Raw genomic sequence first — 15218 nt, forward strand, 5'->3', positions numbered from 1 at the left:
CAGTCGCCGTGCTCACCGTCTCGTGGCCTGAGGTCTCCAACGCCCACACCCTGTGGCGCTCAAACCTCACTGCTATCTCCATCCCCGATCTTGCGTCTTTGTGCGGTAAGATTGGCTAAATCTATTCGATGGAGCGGTTATTGTGAGCGATCCCCAGATCTCGTCCTCTAATACTTCGCTGGACCTGCGTACGCTGACCCATGTGGCCTATGGCCTTTTTGCATTGGGTTTTGTGACCAGCGGGTTCTTGGGTATTGCGACATTGGCAGCGGTCGTGCTGATGTATCTCAAGCGCACGGACGCCGCGGGCACCATGTATGCCGCGCATTTTGATTGGCTGTTGCGCACCTTCTGGTGGGCTTTGCTGTGGCTGGCGATCAGCGCTATAGGCACGCTGATTTTCATTGGCTGGCTAGGTGTTGTTGCCACCGTGATTTGGACGCTCTACCGGCTTATTAAGGGCTGGCTGGCGCTCCTGAGTGGTGCTGCCCCTACCCCGTATGCCTAAGCGCGCTACGGTCGCCTCAGGGCGGCCGTGTGCCTGCGATAAACCCCCTCCTAGTCTTGGGTGTGGGCAGGGCGGCTGGGTAAATACAAATCCAGGATAAAAAACAAAATAAAAACGGCTGACTTTCGTCAGCCGTTTTTATTTGGGCTCGCATCCATAAATGCACGCCATGATAAATGCATGCCAAGCGTAGCAAGCCCAGGGCGTATGGGCCGGGAAAACGGCCCATTGGGCAAGAAGGGGTTGGGACGTACGGCGTACGTGCCCAGCTCCTGCTTACTTCAGATGGACGTTGACCAGCTTGGTCAGTTCGAACATCGTGACCTGGTCTTTGCCGAAAATCGGGCGCAGCTTGGCGTCAGCATTGATGTTGCGCCGGTTGCTGGCATCTTGCAGATCATGCTTTTTGATGTATTCCCAGATCTTTTTGGTGACCTCGGTACGCGGCACTGCGTCGGCACCGATGACAGCGGCCAGTTCGGGACTGGGGGTCAGGGGCTTCATGAATGCCGCATTCGGCTTGCGTGCGGTCGCGGGTTTGGAGGTTGTAGCCATGCGGCGCTCCTTCTCTGGCTGTTAGAAAAATTGTCCTGCGGGCGGAGCATAACGTGTCTCTCTCTCAAAGACAAAGTCATTTATGCTCTGTAGCAACTAAAATAGGGACTTGACCCCCTTAATGTACAAGGTGCGTAACGTCTTATGTACGCAAGATCAGCACTAGATTCTATACGGCTATTCCACGACGAGTTGACGGCAATCCGTCGAGATTTACATGCGCATCCTGAATTGGGCTTCGAAGAGGTGCGTACGTCGGGCATTGTGGCGGGTTCGCTAGAGGCCTTGGGCATAGAGGTTCATCGCGGTATTGGCAAGACCGGGGTCGTGGGTGTGATACGCGGCAAACGCTGTGATAGCGGACGCATGATCGGCCTGCGCGCCGACATGGATGCGTTGCCTATGACCGAGGATAACAATTTTTCGTACAAATCCAATAAATCCGGGCTGATGCATGGTTGTGGTCACGACGGGCACACGACGATTTTGCTCGGCGCGGCACGCTATTTGGCGCAGACGCGTAACTTTGACGGAACCGCCGTCTTGATTTTTCAGCCGGCCGAAGAGGGCCGCGGTGGCGCGAAGGCCATGCTGGAAGACGGATTGTTTGATACTTTCCCGTGTGATGCGATTTATGCGTTGCACAACTGGCCCGGCCTCAAGCCGGGCACCATTGGCATTAATCCGGGCCCCATGATGGCGGCGGCAGATCGTTTTGAAATTGTTATCACCGGCCGGGGTGGGCATGGGGCGCATCCGTATCAGACCATTGATCCCGTGACGATCGCCGGGCACGTCATTACGGCGCTGCAAACCATCGTTTCGCGCAATGTGAACCCGCTGGATTCCGCCGTGTTGTCCATCGGTTCGATGCAGGCGGGTCATCCGGGTGCGATGAGTGTGATTCCGCGCGAGGCCCGGCTGGTCGGCACGGTTCGTACGTTTCGCAAATCCGTGCAAGAGATGGTCGAGACGCGTATGCGCGAACTGGTCACCGCGGTGGCGGGTGGCTTTGGAGCCACGGCACAGGTGGATTATCAGCGCATTTATCCCGCCACCCTGAACACGCCGCAACATGCAAATTTGGTCGCTGATATTGCGACCGATATGGTGGGCCGAGAAAACGTGGTGCGCGATCTGGTGCCGTCAATGGGCTCCGAAGATTTTTCTTTCATGTTGCAGACACGGCCGGGGGCCTATTTTCGGTTGGGCCAGGGCGGCGCCGAATCTGGCTGCGTGCTGCATAATTCCCACTTCGACTTTAACGATGCTGTGATTCCGCTAGGTAGCGCCATGTTTTGCGCCCTGGCCGAGCGCGGCATGCCTTTGGCTGACTAGGCCGGTTGCACTCATGTCTGATCAAAATATTACTGAGCTTACGATTACCCGGCCGGATGACTGGCATTTGCACTTGCGTGATGGCGTGGCGCTTCAGGCGGTGGTGGGCCATACGGCGCGTCAATTCGCGCGCGCCATCATCATGCCGAATCTGCGCCCGCCGGTGACGACCACGGAGCAGGCGTTGGCGTATCGGCAGCGGATCGAAGACGCTTTGCGTCAACACGATGACTTACCTCTCTTTACCCCGCTGATGACGTTGTATCTGACCGATAACACCTCGGCGGACGAGATCGTGCGCGCGCACGAGTCCGGCCAAGTGTATGCGGTCAAGCTGTATCCCGCCGGGGCGACGACCAATTCCGATGCGGGCGTGACGGATTTGCTGGGCAAGTGTGGGCCGGCGTTGCAGGCGCTGGAGCGCTGTGGCATGCCTTTGTTGGTGCATGGCGAGGTCACGGATCCCGAGATCGATGTGTTTGATCGCGAAGCCGTCTTCATCGACCGCGTCATGCGTCCTCTGCGCCAGGCGTACCCGGGCTTGAAGGTAGTGTTCGAGCACATCACGACCAAGGACGGTGCGGAATATGTACGCGATGCCGAAGGGCCGATCGCCGCGACTATTACACCGCAACATTTGCTGTACAACCGTAATGCGATTTTTCAGGGAGGGGTTCGGCCGCATTGGTATTGTCTGCCGATCCTCAAGCGTGAAATCCATCGCCAGGCGCTGCTGGATGCGGCGACTAGCGGCAACTCGCGTTTTTTCCTGGGCACGGACAGCGCACCTCATGCGCGTGGCCTGAAGGAACATGCCTGTGGCTGTGCGGGTTGCTACAGCGCGCTGCATGCCATGGAGCTATACGCCACGGCCTTCGAGCGCGCCGGGCGTCTGGATCGCCTCGAGGGGTTTGCCAGTTTTCATGGGGCGGCTTTTTATGGTTTGCCGCGCAACACCGATACGTTGACGCTGCGCCGCGAGTCCTACACGATTCCCGCCGACGTGCCATTTGGGGACACGTCCCTTGTGCCTTTGGCCGCTGGCGAGTCGCTGGACTGGCGCGCTGAGTAAATATCGGTGGGGGGCAACACTGCTGCTTGCGACAAGCAGCAGTGTTGCCCGCTTCGCGATCAGGGGTTGCCGCGTCGCGCTTCCAGTAATTCCCAGCGCGCGAATTTTTCTTCGAGCTGGGTATCCAGCGTCGCCAGTTCGGCGTTGATTCGTTCGACTTCATCAGGCGCGTCGCGATATAGCGCGCCGTCGGCCAGTCGTGCCGAGAGCGCAGCCTGGCGCGCTTCGATCGTGGCGATCGTATCGGGCAGCTCCTGCAATTCGCGTTGTTCCCAAGAACTGAGCTTGGCGACTCGCGCGGGTTTGGCTGGTGGGGCCAGGGCGGCGGATTCGCTCGACGGATTGGTGGGGCGCACGGATTTGTTTGCCTCGGATGACGGGGTAGGCGCGGCAGGGCGTTGAGCGACCCACTCATCGTAGCCCCCCACGTAGTCGCGCCACTGGCCGTCGCCCTCGCTGGCAATGGTCTGGGTGACGACGTTATTCAGAAAGGCGCGATCGTGGCTGACGAGCAGCACGGTACCGGTGTATTCCTGCAACAGCTCTTCCAATAACTCCAGCGTTTCGATGTCGAGATCGTTGGTCGGCTCGTCGAGTACCAGCACATTGGTGGGGCGCGCAAACAGGCGGGCCAACAAGAGACGCGCGCGTTCGCCGCCGGACAGGCTGCTGACTGGCGACCCAGCACGTGCGGGCGAAAATAGGAAGTCGCCCAGATAGCTCATCACGTGTTTGCGGGTGCCACCGATTTCTATCCATTCGCTGCCAGGGTTGATGATGTCAACCAGGGTAGCGTTCTCGTCGAGTTGCGCTCGCATCTGATCAAAGTAGGCGACGGAGACGTTGGTCCCCATGCGGACGGTGCCTGAATCCGGTGCCAGTTCGCCCAGCATGATTTTCAGCAGCGTTGTTTTGCCGGCGCCGTTGGGGCCAATGATGCCGATGCGATCACCGCGCATCAGTGTCGTGCTGTACTCGCGAATCACGACGCGTTCGCCAAAGGCTTTTGAGACGTTTTCCAGCTCGGCGACCAACTTGCCCGAGCGTTTTCCCTCGGCAATGGCCAGGCTGACATTGCCCAGCCGGTCACGGCGTTCTGCGCGATCTACGCGCAGTTGCTCGAGGCGGCGCACCCGGCCTTCGTTACGGGTACGACGGGCTTCGACGCCTTTGCGTATCCAGACTTCTTCTTGGGCGAGCAGTTTGTCAAAGCGGGCGTTTTCCAGGCGCTCGGACTCGAGCCATTGCGCCTTGCGTTCTTGCCACTGGGAGAAATTCCCAGGAAAGCTCAGCAATTTGCCGCGATCGAGTTCAACAATACGCGTGGTGATGGCGTCCAGGAAGCGGCGGTCATGGGTGATGATGATGGCCGCGCCGCGCCAATTGCGCAGCAGGTCTTCCAGCCAGGCAATACCGTTGAAGTCGAGATGGTTGGTGGGCTCGTCCAGCAACAACAAGTCGGGCTCGTTGGCCAGGGCGCGAGCCAAGGCCACGCGCTTGCGCATACCGCCCGAGAGCTCGGAGATGCGTGCGTCGCCGGGCAGGCCCAGGCGTTCGAGTAAAGATTGGACAAGTGATGGCCGCTGCCAGTCTTCGTGATCGTCGTCACGGTCGAGCACGACTTCGAATACGGTGGCGTCCTCGTCCAGCTCGGGCTCTTGTTCGACGGTGGCGACTGTTAGGCCGGAGTTGCGCGCGATATCACCGTCGTCGGGGACGTTGCGACCATCGAGCAAGCGTAGCAGTGAGCTTTTGCCGGCGCCGTTGCGGCCGATCAGTCCGATGCGTTCGCCTTCTTGGATGACGAAGTCAGCGTGGTCCAGCAACGGATGGTGGCCGTACGCGAGTTGTACGTCCGTCAGGGTAATCAGAGTGTTGTTGGCCATGGGGTCTACAAAATTGCGGAGATTTGCTGCGATGACGCTATTGTCGCAGGTCGCGGCGGCGACGATCCCGATCCTGTGCCGTACAATGGCGCCCGCAAGGCAGATCGGGCAATCGCGGTGGATGCAAATCCATCGAGGAAGGTCCGGACTCCACAGGGCAGGGTAGCGGCTAACAGCCGTCCGGCCGCCCCGGGCTTATGTCCGGTCAGCGGTTGAGGAATAGGGCCACAGAGACGAGTCTGCGGCGCGGGCATGTTTCGGCATGCACCGATACGGCCATCTCCGTATTGCGTCCGTCGGCAACGGCGAGCGGCGCGGCAGGGTGAAACGCGGCAACCTCTATCCGGAGCAACACCAAATAGGCATGCGTACGGCTTTCGGGCCTGAAGGGCGGCTCGCTCTAGCATGCGGGTAGGTGGCTACAGCGGCTCAGCAATGATCCGCGCAGAGGAATGATTGCCCGCCGGGGTGACTCGGCGTACAGAATCCGGCCTATAGATCTGTCTTGCAGCTGAATACAGACGGCGTGGCCGGTCCTGCTCAGGCAGGGCCGAACGTAAAACATTGAAAGGGCGCTCTATTTGCCTCACTCCTGACGAAGGACTTTTAGTTGTTACTGCAACCCCCTGATTTATCAGGGGGTTTTTATTTTGGCTTTCCTGATAGGTGCTCTAAGTCCTTGTTGTGATTGAAAAAATTGCAACCGTGCGCTTGACCGGGTTAATCCATTACCGTAGAGTGGGAAAAAGTAGGAATTTGTGCAATTAAGTGGGGTAAATGTGGTGTTTCAAGGAAGCAACGCGCTGACGCTGGATGCGAAGGGACGGATCTCGATTCCGACCCGGCATCGTGACGCGCTCGTTGCGCAGGCCGAAGGCCGGTTGACCCTGACTCGCCACCCTGACGGTTGTCTGTTGGTGTATCCGCGACAAGAGTGGGAAAAAAAGCGCGAGCAGATCGCTGCGTTCCCCATGTCGGCGCGCGCGCTGCAGCGGCTGTTGTTGGGCAACGCCCAGGACGTCGAACTCGACGGTTCCGGCCGTGTGCTCATTGCGCCTGAACTGCGCAACGCTTCCGGTATGACGCGCGATGTGATGCTGCTCGGTATGGGCGCGCACTTCGAGCTCTGGGATGCCGCTTCCCTGGCCCGCCGCGAGGCGGAGGATCTTGCTCAGGGGATGCCGGACGTGTTGAACCAGTTTTCGTTCTGAAACCGAGTATGGAATTCGAACATCGGCCCGTGCTGCTGGCGCCGACGGTGGATGCGTTATTGCAGGCCAATTTTGGCGGCAAGGGCGCGACGCGGTCGGCTCAGGCGGATGACGAGTTGGTCGAGGTGCAAGCTCAGGCGCGCGCACAGTGCGGCGTGTTTGTCGATGGCACCTTTGGGCGCGGTGGACATAGCCGCGAGCTGCTCAGCCGCCTGGGGCCTGACGCCCGGCTGGTGGTGTTCGACAAGGATCCCCAGGCGATTGCGGTAGCGACTGAGTTGGCCGCTCGCGATCGCCGGGTGACGGTGGTGCATGACGGCTTTGCCACCATGCGCGACGCGTTGGCAGGACACGGTATCGAGAAAATCGATGGCGTGATGTTGGATCTTGGGGTGTCTTCGCCCCAATTGGATGATGCCGGACGAGGTTTTTCGTTTATGCGCGAAGGCCCGCTCGACATGCGAATGGATACGACCCGCGGCCCTACGGTAGCGGAATGGCTGGCGCAAGCCAGCATAGATGAGATGCGGGAGGTCATAGCAGATTATGGCGAAGAACGGTTTGCTTTTCAGGTTGCAAAGGCGATTGCTGCTCGCCGCGCAACACGGCCGCTGTGCACCACGCTCGAGCTTGCCGAGTGCGTCGCCAGCGCCGTCCGCACGCGCGAAAAAGGTCAACATCCGGCCACACGCACCTTTCAGGCTTTACGGATTTACATCAATCGGGAACTCGAAGAGCTCGCGCGCGCCCTCGCGTCAGCTTTAGGACTGCTTGCCCCAGGGGGGAGGTTGGCGGTGATCAGCTTTCATTCGCTCGAAGATCGGATGGTTAAACAATGCATCGCGGCGGCGGCCAGGCCGGCCGTCGCGCATGCGCGTTTGCCTTTGCGCGAGAGCGAAATGCCTCGGCCCCTCATGCGTTCGTTAGGGCGTGTGCTGGCCAGTGACGAAGAGATCGCCGGCAACGCGCGGTCGCGTTCGGCCGTGTTGCGGGTGGCCGAGCGTACAAGCACACCTTTGGGTGCGGATGGTGCCGAGGGCTTTGTGCCGGCCATGCGAGTGCCGGGCGAAGCGCAGCCTGCCCGGCGCGGTGGCAAGCGGAGGGCACGCTGATGGCACGCATGAGCCTCTTCTTTGCGATGCTGTTGATGCTGTCCGCGATTTCGCTGGTGACCAGCCGCTATCATTCTCGCCAGCTATTTATAGAGTTAGACCGCAGCAACACCTTGGCCAACACGCTGGATACGGATTGGCGCCGCCTGCAGCTTGAGCGCGCCGAGTTGGCGCGCAATGCACGGATTGACCACGCGGCGCGCGAGGATCTGAAAATGATCCCCGTCGTGCCTGATCGCACGCTGTACCTGCATCAGGCGCCGATTCCAGCTGTCGGGGGTGCCCAATGAGGCACGTGCCGTTCTTCGACAACCCAGTCTTGCGTGGGCAACTGCCGACCTGGCGGGCGCGGCTCGTGTTGGTCTTGTTGTTGGCCTCGTTTGTCGTGCTGGCCGGTCGTGCCCTGTTTTTACAGGGGCTTTCTACCGAATTTCTGCAGCAGCAGGGCGAGCGTCGCTACGAGCGTACCCTGACGCTGGCCGCGACGCGTGGCAAGATTTTTGACCGTAATGGCGTGGTGCTGGCATCGAGTGTGCCGGCGCGCGCGATTTGGACAATCCCCGAGGACACCAAGCCCGCGACGGCCGACCAGCTCAAGAAGCTCGCCGAGCTGCTGGGCTTGTCGATCGCAGATCTGCGTGCCCGCTTGGCCGACGTGGATCGCAATTTTGTCTATCTGAAACGCCAAGTGCCGATGGATATCGCCGAGCAGATCAAGAAGCTCGAGATCCCGGGCATTCATCAGCAAGCGGAATCCCGTCGGTACTACCCCGATGGTGGGGTCACGGCACATTTGTTGGGTTTCACCAGCGTCGAAGACACCGGCCAAGAGGGCGTTGAGCTGACTTTCGACAAGCTGCTTTCAGGTACGCCGGGCAGCCGTCGCGTGATCAAGGATCGTCTGGGGCGCGTGATTGAGGATGTGCAGGCCGTGACCGAGCCGGTCAACGGCCGTGACCTCAGCTTGTCTATCGATGCGCGCTTGCAGTATCTGTTGTACCGCGAGTTGAGCGAGGCGGTGGTGCGTCACAAGGCCGCTGCGGCCAGCGCCATCATCATGGACGTGCGTACAGGCGAGATCCTGGCCTTGAGCAGCCTGCCGACGTTCGATCCGAATCGTCGCGAGACGTTTCACCCGCCCAATCTGCGTAATCGCGCGATTACCGATACGTTTGAGCCGGGTTCGATCATGAAGCCCTTCACCGCCGCGTTGGCACTGGATTTGGGGCGCATCAATACCAATACTCAGTTTCAGACGGGTAATGGGTCATTTCGCTACCAGGGCAACACCATCCATGACGTGAGCCGCAACGGCACACTGAATGTGGCGGGGGTATTGCGCCGGTCCAGCAATATTGGCATGACCATGATCGCCGAAAAGCTGCAAGCCCGCGAGATGTGGGAACGCTTTACCGAACTGGGCTTGGGCCGTGCACCGCAACTGGGTTTCCCAGGCGCGGCGCCTGGCCGCCTGCGTCCCTGGGATCGGTGGCGTCTGATTGAAAAGGCCACGATGGCTTATGGCTATGGTCTGTCAGTTTCGCTGTTGCAGGTTGCGCGTGCGTACACCGTCTTTGCCCGCAATGGCGACATGGTGGCACCGACCCTGATCAAACGCGATAGCGATCCGACCAGCGTCAAGGTCTATAGCCCGCAAGTGGCGCAACTGGTTCGCGGCATGCTCGAAGCCGCCGCCGGTCCCGAAGGCACGAAGGCTGCCCAGGTGCAGGGCTATCGGGTTGCCGGCAAGAGCGGTACTGCGCGCAAGATCGTCGATGGCAAGTACAGCACCAAGCGCTACCGGAGCTCGTATGTCGGGTTTGCGCCCGTTTCGGATCCGCGTATTGTGGTCGCAGTGTCGATTGACGAACCCACGGCGGGGGGGTACTACGGTGGTGCGGTCGCCGCACCGATTTTCTCCACCATTGTGGGGGGTAGCCTGCGCCTGATGGGCGTGCAGCCGGATGCACCCTTCGAGTCGACGATTGTGGCGGGTGTACGGGAGGGGGCGCAATGAATACGACGCGTCCTTTGTCCGCTGAGGCCGTCGAGGCCTTGCGCTGGTTGCGTGAGCAGGCCACGATGGGCGCCGACTTGCGACTGGATTCGCGTGAGATCGTCACCGGCGATGTATTTGTGGCGTGCCCGGGCGGTTCGACGGATGGCCGACGTTACATTGGCCAAGCGATCACGCAGGGCGCTTCGGCCGTGCTGTGCGAAACACCCGTTCCGGCCGAGTTCCAAGAAGACGCTCGAGTGCTGGCAGTGCCGGCGTTGCGAGGGTTGCTGGGCGAGCTGGCTGACGACTGGTACGGGCAGCCGTCGGCGGCCCTGAGCGTGGTGGCCATTACGGGTACCAACGGCAAGACGTCTTGCGTGCAATGGATTTCGCAGGCGCTGACCGATGCCGGAAAGCCCTGCGGCAGTATCGGCACGCTCGGTGCGTTGTTGCCGGATGGCCGTTCCCTGGGCGGCAGCCTGACGACACCTGATGTATTGACGGTGCACCGCGTGCTGGCGCTCATGCACCAGGCGGGCGCCCAGGCAGTGGCACTCGAAGCCTCGTCGATCGGTCTGGAGCAAGGCCGCCTGGATGGTGTCCGTATCGAGGTGGCGGGATTCACGAACCTGACGCGCGATCATCTGGATTATCACGGCTCGATGGAGCAATATGAGCGAGCCAAGGCCCGCTTGTTCCAGTGGCCCGGTCTGGCCGCCGCCATTATCAATGCCGACGATGCGGCGGGCGAGCGACTCCTGCAGTCATTGCCCGACACGCTCGCGCTGGGCTATACCCAGCAGGATACGCCGGCGGCTTTCCGGGTGCAGGATTTGCAGGCCACCTCGCACGGACAAGTCTTTACCTTGCTCTCGCCCGCAGGCGGGGCACAGATCGTGACCTCGCTTCTGGGCCGTCATAACGTATCGAATCTGCTGTTGGTGGCCGGCGTGCTGTCCAAGCTCGGTTGGCCTTTGTCCCAGATTGCTCGCGCGTTGGCTGCGACGCGACCAGTGGACGGTCGTCTGCAAGTCGTGGAGCCCCTGGCCTTGACGAATGCCGTGACGGCTGGACGCGGGCCATTGGTCGTGGTGGATTATTCCCATACGCCGGACTCGCTGGCGCGTGCCTTGACCGCATTGCGCCCGATGGCGGATGCGCGAGGCGGACGCCTGGTGTGCTTGTTTGGTTGCGGCGGCGAGCGCGACTCGGGCAAACGACCGGAGATGGGGCGCGTTGCCGCGGACCTGGCCGACAAAATTACGGTCTCTAGCGACAACCCGCGCGGCGAAGATCCCGACGCCATCATTGCGCAGATTCTGCCTGGCATCCCGCGTGGTGCCCGCCTGACGGTCGAAGTCGATCGCGCCGGGGCGATCATGCACACGATCTGGGCGGCCGAGCCCGATGATGTCATCTTGCTGGCGGGCAAGGGGCACGAAACCTATCAGGAAGTCGCCGGCGCCAAACAGCCTTTTGATGATCGTGAATGGGCAAAACTTGCCTTGCTCTTGCCCCATGTCGCGGCCTTGTCGACGGATACCCGGCGTGTCGGCGCGAATGAAATTTTTCTGGCGCTAGTCGGTGAGCAGTTCGACGGTCATGATTACTTGTTGCAGGCTCAGCAAGGCGGCGCGTGCGCGGCCGTCGTGGCTCACCCGGTCCCGGGAATGTCGCCGCCGCAACTGGTACTGGGCGATACCCGTCTAGCCCTGATGCGGATTGGTGCGGCATGGCGGGCACAGTTTTCGTTGCCCGTGATTGGTGTTGCGGGCAGCAACGGCAAGACCACCACAAAAGAAATGATTTCCGCGATCCTGGCCGATTGGCAGGGCGAGGCGGGTCGGCTGGCGACGGCTGGCAACTTTAATAACGATATCGGCGTGCCGCTGACCTTGCTGCGCCTGCGCGCGCAACATCGCGCCGCCGTGTTCGAGTTAGGGATGAATCATCCGGGAGAAATCGCGGTGCTGGCCGTGATGGCCGCGCCGTCGGTGGCATTGATCACCAATGCGCAACGCGAACACCAGGAGTTCATGCATTCGGTCGAGGCGGTCGCTCAAGAAAACGGCGCCGTGATCGAGGCATTGCCCGAGGATGGTGTCGCAGTATTCCCCGGTGATGATCCGCATTGCGGTGTCTGGGAGGCCCAGGCCGGTGCGCGACGCGTGTTGCGCTTTGGTTTGCAGCCTGGGCTCGATGTCTATGCTGAACGCATCACGGCGACCGAGCAGGGCACCGCGTGCCATGTGGTGACGCCCGCCGGTAGCGTGGACCTGATGCTGCCGGTTCCGGGTCTGCACAACGTCCGAAATGCCCTGGCGTCTATCGCCGCGACGCTGGCCGCCGGGGCATCGTTGGCTGCCGCCGTCCGCGCACTGGCGTCATTCAGCGCTGTGGCCGGACGTATGCAGCGCAACGTATTGGCCGACGGGACGATATTGATCGACGATACCTATAACGCGAATCCAGATTCGGTGCGTGTGGCCGTCGACGTGTTGTCGCAACTGCCCGGCCCGCGCGTCCTGGTGTTGGGCGACATGGGCGAAGTGGGTGACAACGGCCCCGAAATGCATCGCGAGGTTGGCGCCTATGCGCGCGAGCATGGTATCGAAGCGCTCTACACGCTGGGCCAAGCCTGCCGCGATGCCGTAGCAGCCTTCGGAGACGGAGCCCTGGCGTGCGAATCGGTAGACGAGATTGTGGCGGCGCTGCATCGCATGCGTGCGGCGAGTGTATTAGTAAAAGGATCGCGCTTTATGCGCATGGAGCGGGTGGTGAAAGAGCTGTCTACTAACAATAACAATACGACGGCCGAACGCCAGGGAGATTCTCATGCTGCTTGAGATCGCCCGCTGGTTGTCTGACGATGTGAGCGCCATTGGCGTTCTGGAGTACATCACCATGCGCGCCGTGCTGGCATGCGCGACGGCCTTGCTCATTGGCCTGGTGGCGGGACCGCGCGTGATCCGCAAGCTGACCGAACTGAAGATCGGTCAGGCCGTGCGCGCTTACGGTCCGGAATCGCACCTGGTGAAAAACGGTACGCCGACGATGGGTGGAGCGCTCATTCTGATTTCTATCGCTATCAGCACCTTGATGTGGGCCGACTGGACCAACCGCTTTGTTTGGGTGGTGTTGATGGTGACCTTCGGCTTTGGCTGGATCGGCTGGATGGATGACTATCGCAAAGTCGTTCATCGCGATCCCGAAGGCATGCCCGCCCGGCAGAAATTCTTTTGGCAAGCCACCATTGGGTTGGTGGCTGCCGTGTACCTGGCCTTTGCTGTTTCAGCGCCCGCCAACACCGAGTTGTGGCCCTTGTTCAAGGAGTGGGTCGGCAGCGGTTTCAGCATGCCTCTGCCGACGCGGGCCGACCTGATCGTCCCGTTCTTTAAATCCGTGAGCTATCCGCTGGGGGTGGTGGGTTTTGTGGCACTGACCTGGGCCGTGATTGTGGGCACGAGCAATGCGGTGAACCTGACCGACGGACTGGATGGCCTGGCGATCATGCCCACCGTGATGGTGGGCAGCGCACTGGGCATTTTTGCCTACGTGGTGGGTCGGGTCGACTATTCCAAGTATCTGCTGTTTCCGTATATTCCCGGCGCTGCCGAGTTGATGGTGCTGTGCGCGGCGATCGCGGGGGCCGGGTTGGCGTTCTTGTGGTTCAACGCGTATCCGGCGCAAGTATTCATGGGCGACGTCGGGGCGCTGGCTTTGGGCGGCGCGCTGGGCACGATCGCCGTGATCGTCCGTCAGGAAATCGTGCTCTTCATCATGGGGGGCGTGTTCGTTGTCGAAACACTGTCCGTGATGATGCAGGTGACCTGGTTCAAGTACACCAAACGCAAATACGGGCAGGGGCGGCGGATTTTCCGGATGGCACCCCTACACCACCATTTTGAAGTCGGCGGCTGGAAAGAAACCCAAGTCGTCGTGCGGTTCTGGATTATCAGCATGATGCTGGTGCTGATCGGCCTTTCCACCTTGAAATTGCGATGACGAGTTCCGAAACCCTCCGTGCTGATGCACCGCTCGTCCTGATCCTCGGATTGGGCGAGACGGGCGTGGCTGCGGCTCGCTGGTGCGCTCGGCAGGGAGCGGCGTTGCGGGTGGCTGATACTCGCGTCGAGCCGGGTGGCCTGGCTGGGCTGCGTACCGCGTTGGAGGCCGATGGGATCGACGTCGATTACCGTCTTGGTTGCGGCGATGCGTTTGATCCTGCACTGCTGGATGGCGTGTCGCAGCTCGTACTCAGCCCCGGACTGTCTCCCATCGACGCGCCCGCACAGGCGTTGTTGCACCTGGCCGCCGAACGCGGTATCGAAGTGGTGGGTGAAATCGAATTGTTTGCCCGGGCGCTGGCGGATTTAGCGGTGTCGCGGGAATACCGTCCGCACGTCTTTGGGGTGACGGGCACCAACGGCAAGACCACGGTGACGGTGATGGCGCGGCAACTGGTCGAGGCTGGAGGCTTTAGCGCGCGGGCCGCGGGCAACATCAGTCCGGCGGCCCTGACCGCCTTGATCGACGCGCTGGATGCCGATGATCTGCCTCAGGTGTGGGTCCTGGAGCTGTCCAGTTTTCAGCTGGAAACCACGCATAGCCTGGCGCTCGATGCGGCGGTGGTGCTGAACGTGACGCAAGATCACCTGGACTGGCACGGTGACATGGAGGCCTACGCGCAGGCCAAGGCACGCTTATTCAAGCAGGCTCGAGTTTGCATCGTAAATCGCGACGATCCGCGGGTTGTCGCGATGGTGGATGCCCTGCCGGATATGAACGTACGCAGTTTTGGTCGTGACCTGCCTGAGTTGGTCGGCGACATGGGCGTCGACCTGGGTCAGGGCATGGCATGGCTGGTCGCTTGCGAATCGACGGGTTTCGACGATCAGGCCCCACCGGTCAAGCGCAAGAAAAATGCGCCGCCGCCGCAGCGCGAAACCGGACGCATGAGTCGACTGATGCCTTTGGATGCTTTGCGGATTCGGGGTCTGCACAATGGCTTGAATGCACTGGCCGCCTTGCAGTTGGCGCGTATGCTGAATATCGGCTGGGGCCCCATGCTGCGTGCTCTGCAGGACTACGCGGGCGAGCCGCACCGCGCGGCATTTGTTCGCAGCATTGGCGCAGTGGATTACATCAACGACAGCAAAGGCACCAATGTCGGTGCTACGGTCGCCGCGCTGGAAGGCCTAGGCCAACCGGTCGTGTTGATCGCGGGTGGCCTGGGCAAGGGTCAGGATTTCTCGCCCTTGGTGCCGGTGGTCGCACGTTACGCGCGGGCGGTGGTGCTGATCGGCACCGATGGTCCCGAAATTGGTCGAGTACTAGCCGAAACTGGTGTGCCCTGCGTGGCCGCACATGATATGCGTGAGGCGGTTCGGCGTGGCGCCGAGTTGGCCGAGCCGGGCGACGCCGTACTGTTGTCGCCGGCGTGCGCCAGCATGGACATGTTCCGCAATTACCCCCACCGTGGTGTGGTGTTCGTCGAAGAGGTCGAGGACCTCGCGCGTGATCAAGGAGAGGTGTGA

At 61.1% G+C, this 15218-nt stretch carries 12 protein-coding genes and 1 other RNA gene; 11 read left to right on the forward strand and 2 right to left on the reverse strand.

Annotation, left to right across the window (positions count from 1 at the left end):
* Positions 1–142 precede the first annotated feature (142 nt).
* Positions 143–508, forward strand: coding sequence for a DUF4870 family protein (locus ACYVDM_RS22195; RefSeq protein WP_415789670.1), 366 nt, complete (start codon positions 143–145; stop codon positions 506–508).
* 276 nt (positions 509–784) lie between these two features.
* Here the strand turns inward: ACYVDM_RS22195 and ACYVDM_RS22200 are convergent, their stop codons facing one another.
* A complete protein-coding gene (locus ACYVDM_RS22200; protein ID WP_415789672.1) occupies positions 785–1063 on the reverse strand; it encodes an SWIB/MDM2 domain-containing protein in 279 nt (92 codons plus the stop codon).
* Positions 1064–1207: 144 nt separating this feature from the next.
* Between ACYVDM_RS22200 and ACYVDM_RS22205 the strand changes: the two genes are divergently transcribed.
* Positions 1208–2401 (forward strand): M20 aminoacylase family protein, encoded by a 1194-nt coding sequence (locus ACYVDM_RS22205; protein WP_415789674.1) that lies wholly within the window; start codon positions 1208–1210, stop codon positions 2399–2401.
* A gap of 13 nt (positions 2402–2414) precedes the next feature.
* The gene (gene pyrC, locus ACYVDM_RS22210) at positions 2415–3473 is read left to right on the forward strand and encodes a dihydroorotase (protein WP_415789676.1); all 1059 of its coding nucleotides are present in this window, start codon (positions 2415–2417) and stop codon (positions 3471–3473) included.
* 59 nt (positions 3474–3532) lie between these two features.
* Here the strand turns inward: pyrC and ACYVDM_RS22215 are convergent, their stop codons facing one another.
* On the reverse strand, positions 3533–5359 hold the full coding sequence (locus tag ACYVDM_RS22215; RefSeq protein WP_415789678.1) for an ATP-binding cassette domain-containing protein: 1827 nt from the start codon (positions 5357–5359) through the stop codon (positions 3533–3535).
* Between the two features lie 96 nt (positions 5360–5455).
* Here ACYVDM_RS22215 and rnpB point away from each other — a divergent pair.
* The 8 genes from rnpB (at position 5456) to murD (ending at position 15218) form a co-directional block, all read left to right on the forward strand.
* Positions 5456–5870, forward strand: an RNA gene (rnpB, locus tag ACYVDM_RS22220) — RNase P RNA component class A.
* Positions 5871–6141: 271 nt separating this feature from the next.
* Positions 6142–6570, forward strand: a complete 429-nt coding sequence (gene mraZ, locus ACYVDM_RS22225; protein WP_415789680.1) for a division/cell wall cluster transcriptional repressor MraZ — start codon at positions 6142–6144, stop codon at positions 6568–6570.
* Positions 6571–6578: 8 nt separating this feature from the next.
* Complete coding sequence (gene rsmH, locus ACYVDM_RS22230) at positions 6579–7682, forward strand: 16S rRNA (cytosine(1402)-N(4))-methyltransferase RsmH (RefSeq protein ID WP_415789682.1); 1104 nt, start codon at positions 6579–6581, stop codon at positions 7680–7682.
* Positions 7682–7972 carry a cell division protein FtsL gene (gene ftsL, locus ACYVDM_RS22235; RefSeq protein ID WP_415789684.1) on the forward strand — a complete coding sequence of 97 codons (291 nt, stop codon included), beginning with the start codon at positions 7682–7684 and terminating at the stop codon, positions 7970–7972. Before rsmH ends, ftsL begins: the two co-directional genes overlap by 1 nt.
* The gene (locus tag ACYVDM_RS22240) at positions 7969–9699 is read left to right on the forward strand and encodes a peptidoglycan D,D-transpeptidase FtsI family protein (protein ID WP_415789686.1); all 1731 of its coding nucleotides are present in this window, start codon (positions 7969–7971) and stop codon (positions 9697–9699) included. The genes ftsL and ACYVDM_RS22240 overlap by 4 nt, the downstream gene beginning before the upstream one ends.
* Entirely contained in the window at positions 9696–12527 is a 2832-nt protein-coding gene (gene murF / locus ACYVDM_RS22245; RefSeq protein ID WP_415789689.1) for a bifunctional UDP-N-acetylmuramoyl-L-alanyl-D-glutamate--2,6-diaminopimelate ligase MurE/UDP-N-acetylmuramoyl-tripeptide--D-alanyl-D-alanine ligase MurF, read from the forward strand. The genes ACYVDM_RS22240 and murF overlap by 4 nt, the downstream gene beginning before the upstream one ends.
* Positions 12517–13686, forward strand: coding sequence for a phospho-N-acetylmuramoyl-pentapeptide-transferase (gene mraY, locus ACYVDM_RS22250; protein ID WP_415789691.1), 1170 nt, complete (start codon positions 12517–12519; stop codon positions 13684–13686). Before murF ends, mraY begins: the two co-directional genes overlap by 11 nt.
* Entirely contained in the window at positions 13683–15218 is a 1536-nt protein-coding gene (murD, locus tag ACYVDM_RS22255) for a UDP-N-acetylmuramoyl-L-alanine--D-glutamate ligase (RefSeq protein WP_415789693.1), read from the forward strand. Before mraY ends, murD begins: the two co-directional genes overlap by 4 nt.

Source organism: Bordetella tumulicola, from assembly GCF_054779135.1.